Source organism: Kitasatospora sp. NPDC048407 (genome assembly GCF_043200475.1).
GTDB lineage: Bacteria > Actinomycetota > Actinomycetes > Streptomycetales > Streptomycetaceae > Kitasatospora.
The window spans coordinates 43837-60996 of record NZ_JBICXW010000023.1 but is presented as its reverse complement, the minus strand read 5'-3'; the positions used below and the strand labels follow the sequence as shown (position 1 = coordinate 60996).

At 73.0% G+C, this 17160-nt stretch carries 11 protein-coding genes; 2 read left to right on the top strand and 9 right to left on the bottom strand.

What is annotated here, in order from left to right:
• Positions 1-31 precede the first annotated feature (31 nt).
• On the top strand, positions 32-841 hold the full coding sequence (locus ACGFWJ_RS30740) for a class I SAM-dependent methyltransferase (RefSeq protein WP_387649301.1): 810 nt from the start codon (positions 32-34) through the stop codon (positions 839-841).
• On the opposite strand, the gene ftsH is transcribed toward ACGFWJ_RS30740, so the two are convergent.
• From ftsH to ACGFWJ_RS30705, 7 genes are all read right to left on the bottom strand, one after another.
• Positions 828-2732, bottom strand: a complete 1905-nt coding sequence (ftsH, locus tag ACGFWJ_RS30735) for an ATP-dependent zinc metalloprotease FtsH (RefSeq protein ID WP_392955324.1) — start codon at positions 2730-2732, stop codon at positions 828-830. The genes ACGFWJ_RS30740 and ftsH overlap by 14 nt on opposite strands.
• 57 nt (positions 2733-2789) lie before the next feature.
• Entirely contained in the window at positions 2790-3326 is a 537-nt protein-coding gene (locus ACGFWJ_RS30730; RefSeq protein ID WP_392955322.1) for a GNAT family N-acetyltransferase, read from the bottom strand.
• Between the two features lie 160 nt (positions 3327-3486).
• The gene (gene ffh, locus ACGFWJ_RS30725; protein WP_387649293.1) at positions 3487-5040 is read right to left on the bottom strand and encodes a signal recognition particle protein; all 1554 of its coding nucleotides are present in this window, start codon (positions 5038-5040) and stop codon (positions 3487-3489) included.
• 103 nt (positions 5041-5143) lie between these two features.
• Entirely contained in the window at positions 5144-7516 is a 2373-nt protein-coding gene (locus ACGFWJ_RS30720; protein ID WP_392955377.1) for a [protein-PII] uridylyltransferase, read from the bottom strand.
• Positions 7513-7851, bottom strand: a complete 339-nt coding sequence (locus ACGFWJ_RS30715; RefSeq protein ID WP_387649291.1) for a P-II family nitrogen regulator — start codon at positions 7849-7851, stop codon at positions 7513-7515. The genes ACGFWJ_RS30720 and ACGFWJ_RS30715 overlap by 4 nt, the downstream gene beginning before the upstream one ends.
• A complete protein-coding gene (locus tag ACGFWJ_RS30710; RefSeq protein WP_387649288.1) occupies positions 7848-9164 on the bottom strand; it encodes an ammonium transporter in 1317 nt (438 codons plus the stop codon). Before ACGFWJ_RS30710 ends, ACGFWJ_RS30715 begins: the two co-directional genes overlap by 4 nt.
• A gap of 175 nt (positions 9165-9339) precedes the next feature.
• A complete protein-coding gene (locus tag ACGFWJ_RS30705) occupies positions 9340-10794 on the bottom strand; it encodes a hypothetical protein (protein ID WP_392955319.1) in 1455 nt (484 codons plus the stop codon).
• Between the two features lie 432 nt (positions 10795-11226).
• Between ACGFWJ_RS30705 and ACGFWJ_RS30700 the strand changes: the two genes are divergently transcribed.
• On the top strand, positions 11227-11892 hold the full coding sequence (locus ACGFWJ_RS30700; protein ID WP_392955317.1) for a bifunctional DNA primase/polymerase: 666 nt from the start codon (positions 11227-11229) through the stop codon (positions 11890-11892).
• Between the two features lie 87 nt (positions 11893-11979).
• Here ACGFWJ_RS30700 and ftsY read toward each other — a convergent pair whose 3' ends face one another.
• Both ftsY and smc read right to left on the bottom strand, forming a co-directional pair.
• A complete protein-coding gene (gene ftsY / locus ACGFWJ_RS30695) occupies positions 11980-13299 on the bottom strand; it encodes a signal recognition particle-docking protein FtsY (RefSeq protein WP_392955315.1) in 1320 nt (439 codons plus the stop codon).
• Positions 13300-13323: 24 nt separating this feature from the next.
• A complete protein-coding gene (smc, locus tag ACGFWJ_RS30690; protein ID WP_392955313.1) occupies positions 13324-16905 on the bottom strand; it encodes a chromosome segregation protein SMC in 3582 nt (1193 codons plus the stop codon).
• Positions 16906-17160: the final 255 nt, after the last annotated feature.

Sequence of the window (17160 nt, the reverse complement as noted above, 5' to 3'; positions counted from 1 at the left end):
AGGACCGACGTGGACCGATTGGGAGGCCGCGATGGCTTCAGCGCGAGTGACCGGCAGCACCGTGGACCGGGTCCGGGCGGACGGTCCGGCGGAGCGGTGCGGCCGGGCGCGGGACTGGGCGGAGATCCAGGAACGCATGCTCGTCCCCCTCTACCAGGACGTTTACCGGCGGCTCGAGGTCGGCCCGGCGACCAGCCTGCTCGGGGTGGGGTGCCGGTCCGGGCTGGCGCTGCTGCTCGCCGAGGGACGCGGCGCGCAGGTCTCGGGGGTGGAGTGGGACGACGAGCTGCGCGAGCTGGCGGCGGCCCGCGGGCTGCAGGTGGCGCCCGGTGGGAGCCTCGCCCGTTCGGCGCACCCCGTCCCCCGGCCGGCGCACTCCCTGGTGACGGTTTTCGAGCAGTCGCCGACGCCCGCGCTGGTCGCCTGGTCGGCGCAGCGCACGCTCCCCGGCGGGCTGCTGGTGCTCGCGGACCGGGGCCCGGCGGCGCGCTGCGAGAGCACGGCGGTGCTGGAGGTGGCGCACCGGCACGCCCCGCCGGAGGACCGGCCGGAGCCCGCTCCGGCGGCGCTGGAGTCGCTACTGGTCTCCGCCGGTCTGCGCCCGTCCACCGCCGGCCGGGTGGTCTGCCCGTTCGCGTACGCGGACCTGGACTCGGCGGTCCGCGGGCTGCTGGCCACCGGCCTGTTCGACCGGGCGGAGCAGCAGGCCGGGGCGGCGCTGGTGGCCAAGGAGCTGGAGGAGGCGCTGCACCCGTACCGGCTCCCGGACGGCTCGGTGCGGATGGTGAACGAGTACCGCTGGGTGGCGGGCCTCCGGCCGGAGGACGCTACTCGCGGGTGATCCCGGCGGCGGCGTAGGCGGCGTCCTCGTCCAGCGTTTCGGCCTCCAGCAGGGCGGCGGCGAGGGCGTCGAGGCGGTGGCGGTGGCGGTTCAGCAGCACGATCGCCTCCTCCCAGCATTCGGCGACGATCCGGCGGGCCTCCTCGTCGACCGCGTCCAGCGTGGTGGGCGCGGCGGACAGGCCGTACGGGGACTGGCCGTCGTTGGGGATGGCGGTGACCCGGCCGACCAGGCTGCTCATGCCCCAGCGGCCGGCCATCGAGCGGGCGATGGTGGTGAGCTGTTCGAGGTCGCTCTCGGCGCCGGTGGTGACCACGCCGTACACCACCTGCTCGGCGGCCATCCCGCCGAGCGCGCCGATGATCCGGCCGCGCAGGTAGGGCTCGGTGTAGGAGTAGCGGTCGGTGTCGGGGGTGGAGAGGGTGACGCCGAGGGCGCGGCCGCGCGGCACGATGGTGACCTTGCGGACCGGGTCGGCGCCGGTCTGGAGCATGCCGAGCAGGGCGTGCCCGGACTCGTGGTAGGCGGTGCGTTCGCGTTCCTGCTGGGGCATCACCAGCGGGCGCACCGCGCCGAGTTGGACCTTCTCCAGGGCCTCTGACAGGTTCTCCTGGTTGACCGCGTCCTGCTGGTTCTTGACCGCCAGCAGCGCGGCCTCGTTGACCAGGTTGGCCAGGTCGGCGCCGGTCATGCCGGGGGTGGTGCGGGCGACGACGTCCAGGTCGGTGCCCTTGGCCAGCGGGACTTCGCGGGCGTGGATCCGCAGGATCTGTTCGCGGCCGGCCCGGTCGGGCGGGCTGACGGTGATCCGCCGGTCGAAGCGGCCGGGACGCAGCAGCGCGGGGTCGAGGATCTCGGCCCGGTTGGTCGCGGCGATCACGATGACGCCCTCGGAGCCGGAGAAGCCGTCCATCTCGGTGAGGATCTGGTTGAGCGTCTGTTCGCGTTCGTCGTGGCCGCCCATGCCGCCACCGCCGCCGCGCTGGCGGCCGATGGTGTCGATCTCGTCGATGAAGATGATCGCGGGGGCGGCCTTGCGGGCCTCGGCGAACAGGTCGCGGACCCGGCTGGCGCCGACGCCGACGATCATCTCGATGAACTCGGACGCCGAGGCGGAGAAGAACGGGACGTCCGCCTCCCCCGCGACCGCGCGGGCGAGCAGCGTCTTGCCGGTGCCGGGCGGGCCGGACAGCAGGACGCCGCGCGGCATCTTCGCGCCGAGTCGGCGGTACGCCTGCGGGTTCTTCAGGAAGTCGACGACCTCGCTGAGTTCGGCCTCCACCTCGTCGATGCCGGCCACGTCCTGGAAGGTGCTGCGCCGGCCCTGACTGGTGTCCACCGGCTTCGGCGGGGCCTTGCGACCGAGCGCGCCGCCGCCCAGGCCGCCGGCCATCCGGCGGGCCAGGAACACCCAGACCGCGATCAGCAGCAGCATCGGGGCGAGCGAGATCAGCAGGTTGGCCAGGAAACTGCGCTGCTGCACCACCGGCCGGGCAATCACCTCGACGTTCTGCGCCTGGAGGGTGCCCCACAGGTTGTCGGTGGCGAACGCCGGGCGCTGGGTGGTGAATTCGGTGTAGTCGCCCTTACCGCCGTCCGGCTTGGGCTGCTTGTTCTTCAAGGTGCCCTCGATGGAGTCGCCCTTGGAGTAGATCTTGGTGATGTTGCCGCTGTTGAGCTGCTTGCTGAACTCGGTGTACGAGATGGTGGTGGAGCCGCCACCGCCGAAGAAGCTCAGCAGCAGGTCGGACAGCAGGAACACCACCAGCGCGGTGAGGATCAGGCCCGTCCAGCCGCCCGGCATCTTCCGCTTCGGCGGCGGAGGGGGCGGCGCCCCCTCGGACCGCCAGGGCTGGTCGGGAGTCTGACGCGGCGGCACAGGGTTGCTCACCAGCCGGACGATACGGACATTCCGACCACCGGTCGGCGCGCAACGCCGCGACGCCGGTCAGCGCACGGGGGTCGGCCACTCCTCCGCCGTCAGCGCGAACCGCTCATGATCACGCCAGGCGTCCTGCAGGAACAGCATCCGCGGCGTGAACCCCTCGTGCCGGAAGCCCAATCGGCGCGCCATCGCCACCGAACGCTCGTTGTCCGGCTGCACGTTGATCTCCAGCCGGTGCAACCCCAGCCCGCCCTGCTCGGCCGGCGTGAAGCACCGCTCCACCACCAGCCGCATGCCCTCCGACATCCGTCCCGTCCCGACGAACGGCACGTACGAGTCGTAGCCCAGCACGCCGTTGCGGAACCGCGCCATCACGATGTTCGCCACGTTGCACTTGCCCACCAGGCCACCGGTCTCCTGATCGAAGATCAGGAACGTCCGGAGCCCGACACCCTGACGACTCAGCAGATCCGGCAACCCGTCGGGCTCCACCGGGTTCCACCGCCCGATGTGTTCGGCGGAACGCCGCACCGCATCGGCATAGGGAACGACGTCATCTGGGCGGGGGGCTCGGATCGTTACGCGCATGCCAGTCATCATCGCGCAGGCGGGAAGGAAAACAGGGGCGCGTGGGGGTACCTCCCGGCCCGCTGGGGCTGGGGGAGAACTGCGGGAAGCGGAAGACCCCGACCGCAGGATCGCGACGCAGCGCAATGACTTGCACGTGCTCGCGACCTTGCGGACCGGGGTCCACCCGCTTTTACAGCAGGTCCTTGAACTCCTTGGGCAGCTCGAAGTCCGACGGTCCCTTGCCCGGCGGGAGGCCGAACGCGTTGCCGTCGGCCTGGCCCGGCCCGAGGGCCTTGCGCTCGGCGGCCGCCGCCTCCTCCTGGGCCCGCTTGAGCGGGTTGCCGCTCTTGCGCTTGCCCTTGGCGACGGGGGCCTTCTTGCCGGAGCGCTTGCCGCCGCCGCCCATGCCGGGGATGCCGGGCATGCCCGGGATGCCCTTGCCGGAGGCCATCGCGGCCATCATCTTGCGGGCGTCGAAGAACCGCTCGACCAGGCTGGAGACCTCGCCGACCTGGACGCCGGCGCCCTTGGCGATGCGCAGGCGGCGCGAGCCGTTGATGAGCTTGGGGTCGGTGCGCTCGGCCGGGGTCATCGACTTGATGATCGCGCCGACGCGGTTGACGTCCTTGTCGTCGATGTTGTTGATCTGGTCCCGGATCTGGCCCATGCCGGGGAGCATGCCGAGCAGCTTGGAGATGGAGCCCATCTTCTGGACCTGCTCGAGCTGCGACAGGAAGTCGTCGAGCGTGAATTCCTTGCCGCCGCCCTGCAGCTTGGCGGCCATCTTCTCGGCCTCGGCCTGCGAGAAGGTCTGCTCGGCCTTCTCGATCAGCGAGAGGACGTCACCCATGCCGAGGATGCGCGAGGCCATCCGGTCGGGGTGGAAGGCGTCGAAGTCGTCGACCTTCTCGCCGTTGGAGGCGAACATGATCTGGCGGCCGGTGACGTGCGCGACGGAGAGCGCGGCACCGCCGCGGGCGTCGCCGTCGAGCTTGGAGAGCACGACGCCGGTGAAGTCGACACCTTCGAGGAAGGCCTGCGCGGTGGTGACCGCGTCCTGGCCGACCATGGCGTCGACCACGAACAGGACCTCGTCCGGGTTGACGGCGGCGCGGATGTCCGCGGCCTGCTGCATCAGTTCGGCGTCGATGCCGAGGCGGCCGGCGGTGTCGACGATCACGACGTCGTACTGCTTCTGCTTCGCGTACTCGATGGAGTCGCGGGCGACCTGCACCGGGTCGCCGACGCCGTTGCCGGGCTGCGGGCCGTAGAAGGCGACGCCGGCCCGCTCCGCCACGACACCGAGCTGGGTGACGGCGTTGGGGCGCTGGAGGTCGCAGGCGACCAGCAGCGGGGTGTGCTTCTGGGCCTTGAGCCAGTGGCCGAGCTTTCCGGCCAGGGTGGTCTTACCGGCACCCTGGAGACCGGCGAGCATGATCACCGTCGGGCCGGTCTTGGCGTACTTCAGGCGGCGGGTCTCGCCACCGAGGATGCCGATCAGCTCCTCGTTGACGATCTTGATGATCTGCTGGGCGGGGTTCAGCGCGCCGGAGACCTCGGAGCCGAGGGCGCGTTCCTTGACCTGCTTGATGAAGGCGCGGACCACGGGGAGCGCGACGTCCGCCTCCAGCAGGGCGATCCGGATCTCGCGCGCGGTGGCGTCGATGTCCGCCTCGCTGAGACGGCCCTTGCCCCGGAGGTTCTTGAACGTCGCTGCGAGGCGGTCGGAGAGAGTGTCGAACACGTCGGTCGCGGGTCCCTTGCGGCATCGAGTACGGGTACTGTCGTCGCCCCCAAGGGTAGCCGTACGCCCGGTGGACGGTCTGCGCCCCTGCGTGAACGGGCTCTCAGCGGGTCTTCAGGGCGTCCCGCACGGCCTGCGCCACCTGCTGTGCGCGCTCCGGTGCCAGCGGACGGCCGGCCCCGGTGGTCAGGTAGAACGCGTCCACGGCCTCCGCGCCCAGGGTGGACACGTGCGCGGTGCGGACCCGTGCGCCCGCGGTGTCCAGGGCCCGGCCGATGCGGTGCAGCAGGCCGGGCGCGTCGTGGGCGCGCACCTCCAGGACGGTCGCCGAACGGGACGCGGTGCCGGGGGCGACGGTGACCACCGGCGGCGGGGTGCGGATGCCGGGCCGGCGCGGGGCGGCGGCGTCGCGCTCGGCGAGTCTGCGGGCCACGTCCAGCGAGCCGTCCAGCGCGCGGCGCAGGTCGGCCCGCAGCCGGGCCGTCTCGGGGACGTCGCCGTACTCGGCGGCCACCGTCCAGCCGAGCAGCAGGACCGGGCCGGCGCCGGCCGGGTCGAGTTCGCGCAGGCCGGCCTTGCGGACGGTCAGGCGGTGCAGGGCGAGCAGGCCGGCCACGGTGCCGAGCAGGCCGGGGCGGTCGGGGACGGCGAGGGTGAGTTCGATGCCGACGGATTCGGTGCCGTCGGCGGCGAGTTCGGCGCGCAGGGCCAGCGCGGGGCCGCCGGTGCGGGCGGCCTCGACGGCGAGGCGCTCCTGTTCGGCGGTCGGGGCGTCGGTGGTGGGCGGACGCGTGCCGGCCAGCCGGGCGGCGGTGCGGGCGACCAGCTGGTCGACCAGCGAGGCGCGCCAGGCGGACCAGGCGGCGGGGCCGGTGGCGGTGGCGTCGGCCTCGGTGAGCGCGTGCAGCAGCTCCAGGTGGGTCCGGTCGCCGACGGCCCTGGCGATCAGGTCGGCGGTGGCGGGGTCGTCGGGGTCGCGGCGGGTGGCGGTGTCCACCAGCGTCAGGTGGTGGCGCACCAGCAACGCCAGGGTGTCGGTGTCCGGCCGGTCGAAGCCCATCCGGGCGGCCAGCCGGCGGACGATCGCCTCGCCGGCCGCGGAGTGGTCGCCGGGCAGGCCCTTGCCGAGGTCGTGCAGCAGGGCGGCGACCAGCAGCAGGTCGGGGCGGGTGGTGCGGCGGGTCAGCGCGGCGGCCCGTACCGCGGTCTCGATCAGGTGCCGGTCGACGGTCCAGCGGTGTACGGCGTTGCGCTGCGGGCGGCAGCGGACGCGTTCCCAGTCGGGCAGCAGCCGGACGATCAGCCCTTCGGCGTCCAGCGCCTCCCACACCGGCAGGCAGGCCTCGCCGGCGCCGAGCAGGCCGACCAGGCGGTCGCGGGCCTCGGCGGGCCAGGGCACCGGCAGCGGTCCGGTCTCGGCGGCCAGCCGGCGCACCGTGGCGTGGGCGAGAGGCAGTCCGGCCTGGGCGGCCGCGGCGGCGGCGCGCAGCGGCAGCACCGGGTCGGTGGCGGGCCGGGCGGTCTGCGCGAGCACCGCTTCGCCGTCCTGCTCGACCACGCCTTCGGCCAGCGGGCGGCGTTCGGCGGGCGCGGCCCGGCGGGCCGCTCGGAAGGGCCGACCCCGGCGGGCGAGCACCCGGTCGACGGCCCGCCAGGTGACGTCGGATGCGTACGCGACGGTGCGGGCGGCCGCGTAGACCTGCCGCAGCAGGGTGTCGGCGTCGGGCACGCCGAGCTGTTCGGCGACCTGGTCGTGGTCCTGCAGGGCGAGCCGGTCGGTGGCGCGGCCGGTGCTCAGGTGCAGGGCGTCGCGGACGTCGGCGAGGGTGCGGGCGGCGGCGTCCAGGCCGTCGCGGGGGGCGTCGGCGAGCCAGCTGGCGGCGATCGCGTCGAGTGCGGCGAGGTCGCGCAGGCCGCCGCGGGCCTCCTTGAGGTCGGGTTCCAGCAGGAAGGACAGTTCGCCGTGGCGTTCGGCCCGGGCCCGGCCGAGGGCGCGCAGTTCGGGCAGCCGGGCGGGGGCGGTGGCGCGCCAGTCGGCAAGCACCCGGGCGCGCAGTTCGGCGGTCAGCCGCGCGTCACCGGCCAGGTGGCGGGCGTCCAGCAGGCCGAGGGCTGCCTTGAGGTCCTCGGCGGCGACCTTGCGGGCCTCGGCGGGGGTGCGGACGGCGTGGTCGAGGGCGATGCCGCTGTCCCAGACGGGGTACCAGATCCGTTCGGCGACCCCCGGGTCGAGCGGGCCGTCGTGCAGCAGCAGCACGTCCAGGTCGCTGCGCGGGGAGAGTTCGCCGCGGCCGTAGCCGCCGACCGCGACCAGGGCGGTGCCGGCGGGTGCGCCGGCCGTCCGGTGGAGGCCGGTCAGCCAGTCGTCGGCGAGCCGGGCCAGCGCGGTGCGCCGGCTGCGGGCGGGGAGCGCGGGATCCGCCAGCAGCCGGGCGCGTTCGGCGAGGTGGTCGCCGGGGTCGGTCGTCACGGTCAGAGCGCGTCGGGGCCGCGTTCGCCGGTCCGGACCCGCACCACGGTCTCCACCGGGACCGACCAGACCTTGCCGTCGCCGATCTTCCCGGTGCGGGCGGCCCGGACCACCACGTCGATCAACTGCTCGGCGTCCTCGTCCTCGACGAGTATTTCGACCCGGAGCTTGGGCACCAGGTCGACGGTGTACTCGGCTCCCCGGTAGACCTCGGTGTGGCCGCGCTGCCGGCCGTACCCGCTGGCCTCGGTGACGGTCAGCCCGTGCACCCCGAACGCCTGCAGGGCCTCCTTGACCTCGTCCAGGCGGTGCGGCTTGATGACGGCGGTGATGAGCTTCATCGGGCGTCGACCTCGGTCTTTCCGGCGGTGGTGAAGGTGGTGGCGGTGCGGGCCGAGCCGGCCCCGAGGGTGGTGAAGTCGTAGGCGGACTCGGCGTGTTCGGCCTGGTCGATGCCGGAGACCTCGACGTCCGCGGCGACCCGGAAGCCGATCGTCCGCTGGATCGCCGTGCCCAGCAGCCAGGAGAGCACGAACGAGTACGCCAGCACGGCGGCCACGCCGAGTGCCTGCTTGCCGAGTTGGCCGAACCCGCCGCCGTAGAACAGGCCGGCCGCGGACTGTCCGACGTGGCCGGTGGCGAACAGGCCGACCAGCAGCGAGCCGATCACCCCGCCGACCAGGTGGACGCCGACCACGTCGAGCGAATCGTCCAGCCCGAAGCGGTACTTGAGGCCGATCGCGGCGGCGCACACCGCACCCGCGACCAAACCGACGGCGATCGCGCCGAGCGGCGACACCGAACCGCAGGCCGGGGTGATGGCGACCAGTCCGGCCACCGCGCCGGACGCCGCGCCGAGGGTGGTGAACGCGCCGTGCCGCAGCCGCTCGTACGCCAGCCAGCCGAGCATCGCGGCGGCGGTGGCGACCTGGGTGTTCACGAACGCCATTCCGGCGACGCCGTTGGCGGCCAGCGCCGAGCCCGCGTTGAAGCCGAACCAGCCGAACCACAGCAGGCCGGAGCCGAGCATCACCAGTGGCAGGCTGTGCGGGCGCATCGGGTCCTTCCGGAAGCCGATCCGCGGGCCCAGCACCAGCACCAGGGCCAGGCCCGCCGCACCGGCGTTGATGTGCACGGCGGTGCCGCCGGCGAAGTCGATCACGCCGGCCCGGTCGCCGAGCCAGCCGCCGTGGCCGCCGTCGAAGAAGAACACCCAGTGCGCGACCGGGAAGTAGACGATCGTCACCCAGAGCGCCACGAACAGGCTCCAGGACGCGAACCTGGCCCGGTCCGCGATCGCGCCGCTGATCAGCGCCGGCGTGATGACCGCGAACATCAGCTGGAACGCGGCGAACGCGGTGACCGGGATGCTGCCGGTGAGCGCGTTCAGGTCGATGCCGCGCAGCCCGACGAAGTCGAGGTTGCCGATCAGCCCGGCGCCGGCGTCCGGCCCGAAGGCCAGCGAGTACCCGTAGAGCACCCAGAGCACGCTGACGATCGAGAGCGAGATGAAGCTCATGGCGAGCATGTTGAGGGTGCTCCGGACCCTGACCATGCCCCCGTAGAAGAAGGCCAGACCCGGGGTCATCACCATGACCAGGGCCGCACTGATGAACACGAAGGCGGTGTCGCCCGCGCTGAAGCCCTCCGGCATCGGCGTCTCCTCCCAGCTGGAAGCCGCTCCGTGCCGGGACGTGTGCCTGTCCCGGAACGGCGGCGATGGGAGGAGCGTGCCGAAGGCGGGTTTCCGCCGATGCGGCCCGGTGTTTCACCGCGGTGACGTGGTCGACGCGCCCGTTACGGGCGCGTGAACCGGGCGCGGCGGCAGGTCAGACGACCGAGACGAACTCCGGGATGTCCTGGACCACCCGCTCGGCGAGCCGGTCCACGCCGGCCACGCCGCGGAAGTCCCGGGTGGCGGCCTCGGAGGTCTTCCGGACCCGGGTGTTCAGCCGCTCCGAACGGACCTTGCGGGCGATGTCCACCGCCGCCTCGCAGTACTCCGCCGCCTCCTCCGGCTCGCGCTGCAGCAGCCGGACGGAGGCCATGCCGACCAGGTTGAACGCGTAGGTGCGGACGTGGTCGCCGTCCTTCCGGAACAGGTCGACCGCCTTGGTGATCATCGGCTCGGCGGCCTTGGCCATCGCGGCGCTCCGGTCCGAGGTGTACGCCAAGTCCCGGTAGGAGTGCCCGTTCTCCGCGTTGAGCTCGGCGGCCGAGAAGAAACGCAGCCAATTCGGCGTCTCGTCACCGGCGTTGATGTCGGTGAAGGTGTCCTCCGAGAGCCGGATCGCCCGGGCGCAGCGGTTGACCTCGCCGATGGTGGCGTACGCGCGGGCCTCCATCGCGTACAGCAGCGACTGCTGGCGGGTGCTCGCGGTGTCCCGACTGCCGTACTGGGCCAGGTGGATCAGCTCCAGCGCGTCCTCGCCGCGGTTCAGGTGGATCATCTGCCGGCACATGTCGGTCAGCACGTGCGCGCCGAACGGCCGGTCCCCGGCCTCCTTGGCGGCGTGCAGCGCCAGCACGTAGTACTTCTGCGCGCTCGGGTGCATGCCCACGTCGTAGGACATGAAGCCGGCCAGGTGGGCGAGTTCGGCGGTGAGTCGGAACAGCCGCTTGGTGGTGGCCTCCGGGTAGGTCTCCTGCAGCAGGTCGGTGACCTCGTGGAGTTGGCCCACCACTGCCTTGCGGCGCAGGCCGCCGCCGTTCTGGGCGTCCCACTTCCGGAACATCTCGGTGGTCTGCTCCAGCAGTTGCATCTCCGGCTCGGACAGCCGCCCGGAGAACTGCTCGCCGCCGTTGGCCGCCGCCAGGATCGGCGTGGGCTCGCCGTTCGGACCCGGCGTGAGCCAGCGCTGCATCGGTTCGATCAGCGCCGCGCCGGCCGTCAGCGCAAGCGAAGTGCCGAGAAATCCACGGCGGTTGAGCATCAGGTCGCTGCGGGAGTACTCGCTGATCGCCTGCACGGTCTGCTGCGGGCTCCACGGCAGGTCCACCCCGCCGCCGACGGTGGTCACCGGGATGGCGGCGCGCAGGCCGAGGTCCTCGATCGCCACCACCGAGCCGAAGCGCTCGGAGAACAGCTCGGACATGATCTTCGGGATCGGCTCGCGCGGCTGCTCGCCGTCCAGCCAGCGACGTACCCGGGAGGTGTCCGTGGAGACGTGGTGCGCACCGATCTGACGGGCCCGGCGGTTCACTTGGCGGGCCAGCTCGCCCTTCGACCAGCCACTGCGCGCGAACCAGGAGCCCAGCTTCTCGTTCGGCTGCTTCTCACCCATGGGAAGTCCCCATCCCGCCCCGGCCCGGGGCTCCCGCTCGCCTTGACGACTCGTCATTTCGCCGACCGCAGTGACCGGTCCGCTGCATTCCGTATCCAGAACGTAGCGTCCCTCCGCCATCCGAGGGAGCGACGCCGCTGAAACGCCACCCTTCGCCACCCCCACGAGTGAACTACCGGGCGTGGAGCCGCGCTTCACTATGTGTCAGCCCGGCATGACCCCGGCACATGCCCGGACCCGACGGAGGCACGCGTGCGGCAACGACGATCCGGCATCCGAACCACCCGTACAAGGCGCTTGCTCGCCCGAGCCGCGCGAATCGGTGTGCGCCGGTCCGCGCGCGCCTCCGGCGCACCACGCATCACACGCCCACCGGGCGACACACCGTCACAATCCCGTAACCACCGGCAACCGGAAGCTGTTGGGGGAGGTATGGACAAGCTGTTCGGCACCCTGCGACGCGCGCCCCTCGGCGCCCGCCGCCGCACCCGGCCCACCGCGCTCCAGGCCGCCACCGAGTACTCCGAGCGCTGGGGTTGGACGCTCGCCGCCGGCAGCCCGCCCGCACACACCTCGGCCCGCTGCGAATGCGCCGTCCCGCTCTGCGCCGCGCCCAACCTGCACCAGCGGGTCGGCCCGCTCATCGCCCCCGGCACCGGCGCCGCCGAACTCGCCGCGAGCTGTCCGGCGGACGCGCCGCTCCTGCTCCCCACCGGCCATCAGTTCGACGTCCTGGACGTACCGGCCCAGCCCGGCCTCCAGGCCCTGGTCCGGCTCGAACGGATGGGCACCCAGGTCGGCCCCGTCCTCGCCTCCCCCACCGGCCGGCTGCTGCTCTTCGTCACCCCGCGCACCGCCGAGCGCCTGCCCGACCTGCTCTACCGCATGGGCTGGGACGACGCCTCCCTCGACCTCGCCTGCCACGGCCTCGGCTCCTATCTGGCCGCCCCACCGGTCGCCCTCGGCCCGCTCGGCCCCATGCGATGGCTGCGCCGCCCCACCGCGGACAACCCCCCGCCGGAGGCCCGCCTGCTGCTGGGCACCCTGGCGTACGCGTGCCACCGCACCCGCGATCGCGAGACGTCGCTCGCGAGCTGAGACCGGCGGGTCGGACACACAGCAAGGTCCGTCCAAGGAGAGAACTTCCCTCCTCGAACGGACCTTGCGGATGCAGCAGCCCGGCGGCTAGCCCAGGAGCGCGTCCACGAATGCGCCGGGCTCGAACGGCGCGAGGTCGTCCGCGCCTTCGCCGAGGCCGATGAGCTTGACGGGCACGCCGAGTTCGCGCTGCACCGAGATCACGATGCCGCCCTTCGCGGTGCCGTCCAGCTTGGTGAGGACGATGCCGGTGATGTCCACGACCTCGGCGAACACCCGGGCCTGCACCAGGCCGTTCTGGCCGGTGGTGGCGTCGAGCACCAGCAGGACCTCGTCCACCGGCCCGTGCTTCTCGACGACCCGCTTGACCTTGCCGAGTTCGTCCATCAGGCCGGTCTTGGTGTGCAGGCGGCCGGCGGTGTCGACCAGGACGGTGTCGACGCCGTCGGTGATGCCCTGCTTGACCGCGTCGAACGCGACGGAGGCGGGGTCGCCGCCCTCGGGGCCGCGGACGGTGTGCGCGCCGACCCGTTCGCCCCAGGTCTGGAGCTGGTCGGCGGCGGCGGCGCGGAAGGTGTCGGCGGCGCCGAGCACGACCTTGCGGCCGTCGGCGACCAGGACGCGGGCGAGCTTGCCGGTGGTGGTGGTCTTGCCGACGCCGTTGACGCCGACCACCAGGACCACGGCGGGGCCGCCGTCGGTCTTGACGGAGTGGACGGTGCGGTCCAGCTCGGGGTTGATCAGCTTGATCAGCTCGTCGCGGAGCAGTCCGCGCAGCTCGTCGGGGGTGCGGGTGCCGAGCACCTTGACCCGGGTGCGCAGGTTGTCGACGAGTTCCTGGGTGGCGCCGACGCCGACGTCCGCGGTGAGGAGGGTCTCCTCGATCTCCTCCCAGGTGTCCTCGTCGAGGCGGTCGCGGGAGAGCAGGGTGAGCAGGCCCTTGCCGAGCGTGGACTGCGAGCGGGAGAGCCGCGAGCGCAGGCGCACCAGGCGTCCGGCGGTGGGTTCGGGGACCTCGATCGCGGGGGCGGCCTCCGCCTCCTCGATCCGCACCTCCTCGGCGGGCTTCTCGACCGCCGGTTCCTCGACCGCGGGCTTCTCCGCCGCCGGTTCCTCGACCGCCGGCTTCTCCGCCGCGGGCTTCGCTTCGGCGGGCTTCTCGACGGTCGGCGGCGCGGCGGTCTCGGCCGGCTTGGTGGGCGCGCTCTTGGTGTCCGCAGTGGGCGGCGCGGCGGTCTCGGCCGGCTTGGTGGGCGCGCTCTTGGTGTCCGCAGTGGGCGGCGCGGTGATCGTGGGGGTCTGGCTCGGCTTGTCGAGCTCTTTGCGTCGTCTGCCGGAAACGACGAGTCCGGTGATCGCGCCGATGGCGACCACCGCGATGACAACGGCAAGGATCACGTATTCCATAACCCGTCCAGTATCACTTAGCGCCTATGCCGGCCCGGGTTGTGCGGGCTCCAGCCTTTTCGTCCTGTGCTGTGGCGGTCTCTCCGGCATCCGCAGGCGCTGGCTGATCACCTGGGAGATGCCGTCCCCCTTCATGGTCACGCCGTACAGGGCGTCGGCGGATTCCATGGTGAGTTTCTGGTGGGTGATGACGATCAGTTGGGAGCTTTCCCGAAGTTCTTCCATGATCGCGATCAGTCGGCGCAGATTGGTTTCGTCGAGCGCGGCCTCGACCTCGTCCATGACGTAGAACGGGCTGGGCCGGGCCTTGAAGATCGACACCAGCAGTGCCACGGCGGTCAGCGAGCGTTCGCCGCCGGAGAGCAGGGAGAGCCGCTTGACCTTCTTGCCGGGCGGGCGGGCCTCGACCTCGACGCCGGTGGTGAGCATGTTCTCGGGGTCGGTGAGGACGAGCCGGCCCTCGCCGCCGGGGAACAGCCGGGCGAAGACGCCTTCGAACTGGGCGGCGGTGTCGTGGTAGGCGGCGGTGAACAGCTGCTCGACCCGGGCGTCGACGTCGCGGACGATGTCGAGCAGGTCACGGCGGCTCTTGCGCAGGTCGTCCAGCTGTTCGCCGAGGAACTGGTGGCGGGCCTCCAGGGCGGCGAACTCCTCCAGCGCGAGCGGGTTGACCTTGCCGAGCTGCTGGTAGGCGCGTTCGGCGGCCTTGAGCCGCTTCTCGACCTCGGCCCGGACGTACGGGCGCTCCTCGCCGGCGCTCTCGCCGTCCTCGGCGGGCGGCGCGGGGACGGGCAGGTCGGGGCCGTAGCCGGTGAGCAGTTCGGCGGCCTCGATGCCGAACTCCTCCAGCGCCTTGGCCTCCAGCTGCTCGATCCGCAGCCGCTTCTCGGCTCGCAGCACCTCGTCGCGGTGGCCGGCGTCGACCAACCGGTCGAGTTCGGCCTGGAGTTCGCGGCCGTGTTCGCGGAACTGGCGCAGTTCGCCCTCGCGGGCGGCCCGGTCGGCCTCGACGGCGGCGCGTTCGGTCTCGGCGGCGGCGAGGGTCTCCTCGATCCGGCCGAGCAGGTGGCGGGCGGCGGTGGCGACGGCTCCGGCGACGGCGGATTCCCGGCGGGCGCGGGCGCGGCGTTCGGCGGCGCGGGCCCGGGTTTCGCGTTCGGCGCGGGCGGCGCGGTCCAACTGGTCGGCGCGGCCGGCCAGTCCGCGGACCCGTTCTTCGTGGGTGCGGACGGCGAGCCGGGATTCCAGCTCCGTCTGCCGGGCGGCGGTACCGGCGGCAGCCAGCCGGTCACGTTCGGCGCTGTCGGGTTCGTCCTCGCCACTGTCGGCCAACTCTTCGGCGGTGGCGAGGCGTTCGGCGAGTTCTTCGGCGGCGGCGCGGGCTTCGGCGAGGCCGCTCCCGGCCTTGGCGGCGGCGGTGGTGGCGCGTTCGGCTTCGCCGGCGGCGGCGCGCGCGGCGCCGCCCGATCGCCCGAGTGCTCCGGCGAGTTCGGCGCGCTGCTTCTCGCCCTGCCGACGCAGTGCGGCCAACTGTTCGACTTCGGCGCCGAGTTCGCGGTGGTGTTCCTGCGTCTCGGCCAGTCGGTGGGTCAACTCTTCGCAGCGGGCGTCGAGTTCTTCGATGCCGCGGGCGGCCTCGGCGACGGCGGCCTGGGTCTCCAGCGGGCTGGGAGCGCCGGCCGAGCCGCCGTGCGCGAGGGTGGCGGAGAGCAGGTCGCCGTCCCGGGTGACGGCCGTCCAGTGCGGCTGCCGTTCGATCAACTGCTGTGCGGCGTGGAGGTCTTCGACGACGGCGGTGCGGCGCAGCAAGTGCCGGGCGGCGGCGGCCATCGGCCCGTCGACCAACTCCCCTGCCGGGCGCGCGCCTTCGGGTAGCCGGTCGTCAACGTCCGTGCCATCGGCGGCGATCAGCAGTGCGGCCCGGCCGCCGTCCTCGGCCCGGAGCCGGGTGAGTGCGGCGGCGGCGGTGGCCACGTCCTCGACGGCCACGGCGTCCGCGGCGGCGCCCAGTCCGGCGGCGACGGCGAGTTCGAACCCGGGCTCGACATGCAGCAGTTCGGCGGCGGGGCCGAGTACGCCGGGGCGGCCGAGCAGGGTGGCGCTGCCGTCCTTGCGGCGCAGGGCGAGGGCGAGTGTGTCGTGCCGGGCGGTGAGCGCGGCGCGTTCCTTCTCGGCGGCGGCGAGTGCCTCGCGGGCGGCGCCGGCGGCGCGTTCGGCGTCGGCCAGTGCGGCGCGGGCCCGGTCGTGGCGGCTGTCGGTCTCCTCGCCCCCGGCCGCGTCCTGCTCGCCGCGTTCCCGGAGTTCCTCGTACTCGGACTGGGCGACCTCGGCGCGCAGTTGGGCTTCGTCGCGGGCGACGGCAAGCCGTTCGATCTCGGCCTCGGCGGCGGTGACGCGGGAGCGGGCGGCGGCGGCCTGGCCCTGCAGCCGGGCCAGGCCCTCGCGCCGGTCGGCGATCGCCCGGGCGGCCGCCTTGAGTCGCAACTCCTCTGCGGCGAGGGCGCGTTCGAGTTCGGCGCGTTCCTCGACGGTTTCGGCGAGCGCGTACTGGGCCTGTTCCAGGGCTTCTTCGAGGGCGGCTTCCTCCTCGCGGACCCGGGCGGCCTCCCGTTCCAGGTCCTCGGGGTCGCGGCCGCGCCGCTCCTCCAACTGCCCCGCGGTGGCGGCGGACCGGACCCTGGCTTCGGCGAGTCCGATGGTGCCGCGGGTGCGTTCGGCGAGCGCGGAGAGCCGGTACCAGGTCTGCCGGGCGGCTTCCAGCGCGGGCCCGAGCTGTTCGACCTGCGCCTGCAGGACGGCTTCGCGCTGGACGGCGGCGGCGAGTTGCTGTTCGACGGTGGTGCGGCGCAGTTTCAGCGCCAACTCGTCGGCGATCTCGGCCTCGACGGCCTGCCGCAGAGTGAGTACGTCGTCGGCGAGCAGCCGCAGCCGGGCGTCGCGCAGTTCGGCCTGGATGCCGGCGGCCCGCCGGGCGATCTTCGCCTGCCGCCCCAACGGGCCGAGCTGGCGGCGCAGTTCGGCGACCAGGTCCTGAACGCGGTTCAGGTTGGCCTGCATCGAGTCGATCTTCCGCAGCGCCTTTTCCTTGCGCTTGCGGTGCTTGAGGACGCCGGCCGCCTCCTCGATGAAGGCGCGTCGCCCCATCGGGTCGGCGTGCAGCACGGAGTCGAGCTGGCCCTGGCCGACGATGACGTGCATCTCGCGGCCGATGCCGGAGTCGGAGAGCAGTTCCTGGATGTCGAGGAGCCGGCAGCCGGTGCCGTTGAGCGCGTACTCGCTGCCGCCGTTGCGGAACATCGTCCGGGTGATGGTGACTTCGGTGTAGTCGATGGGCAGCGCGCCGTCGGTGTTGTCGATGGTGAGGCTGACTTCGGCGCGGCCGAGCGGGGGGCGCCCGCTGGTACCGGCGAAGATCACGTCCTCCATCTTGCCGCCGCGCAGCGACTTGGCGCCCTGTTCGCCCATCACCCAGGACAGCGCGTCGACGACGTTGGACTTGCCGGAGCCGTTGGGGCCGACCACGCAGGTGATGCCGGGTTCGAAGCGCAGGGTGGTCGCCGACGCGAAGGACTTGAACCCACGCAGGGTCAGGCTCTTCAGGTGCACCCGCCCGTCCTCCTCGCCCTGCCGCGACCCCGCTGTCCGGCTCCGCTGGCGACTGTATCCGGCCGGGCCGCCGACCTGCCCCCAGGTGGCGGTTTGGCCACGCCGCAGGCTGGGCACGTTAGGGCACAAGAACGCCACGGACACGACGAAGGGACGTCCACCTCGGACGTCCCTTGCAGGCTGCCATCCCCTGGCGGGGAAGCTCAGTGCGTCACAGCGTCGATCGTGAGGACCACGAACGATCAGGCCGTCATG